A 597-nucleotide genomic window follows, 5' to 3' on the forward strand; every position below is an offset into this window, starting at 1 on the left:
CCCGGGAACTGGGTGTGCTTCTGGTACCACACCAGCGCCAGGTGCGCCCCGACCAGCGCGAGCATGATGCCCGGGATCAGCAGGATGTGCAGCGTGTACAGCCGCGGGATGATCTGATCGCCCGGGAACTCCCCGCCGAACAACGCCCAGTGGATCCAGGTCCCGGCCACCGGCACCGAGAGCACGATGCCCGAGAGCGTCGCGCGGATCCCGGTACCGGAGAGCAGGTCGTCGGGCAGGGAGTAGCCGAAGAAGCCTTCGACGAAGATCAGCGCGGCCCAGTGGTGCAGCTGGCGCATGAACAGGCCGCCGCGGACGTCGAAGGAGATGTCCAGGGTCGTGCGGAACGCCTGGGACATCTCCAGGCCCTGCATGTTCTTGAAGCTGCCGTGGTAGACGACCTCCTGCATCGAGGGGTCGAAGAACAGCGTCAGGTACACACCCGTGAGCAGCAGGATGATGAAGCTGTAGAGCGCGATCTCGCCCAGCAGGAACGACCAGTGGGTCGGGAACACCTTGTTCATCTGGTGCCGCAGGCCCTTGGCCAGCCGGTACCGCTGGTCGGCGTTGTTCGCGGCCTCGCCCAGCGCCTTCTCG

General features: G+C 66.0%; 1 protein-coding gene. It reads right to left on the reverse strand.

The genetic code is table 11. The features are described 5' to 3' along the window. A partial coding sequence (locus tag OO60_RS44280; protein ID WP_033263642.1) for a cytochrome b occupies positions 1 to 597 on the reverse strand: 597 nt, incomplete at both ends.

It is taken from the genome of Amycolatopsis vancoresmycina (genome assembly GCF_000716785.1).
Classification (GTDB): domain Bacteria; phylum Actinomycetota; class Actinomycetes; order Mycobacteriales; family Pseudonocardiaceae; genus Amycolatopsis; species Amycolatopsis vancoresmycina.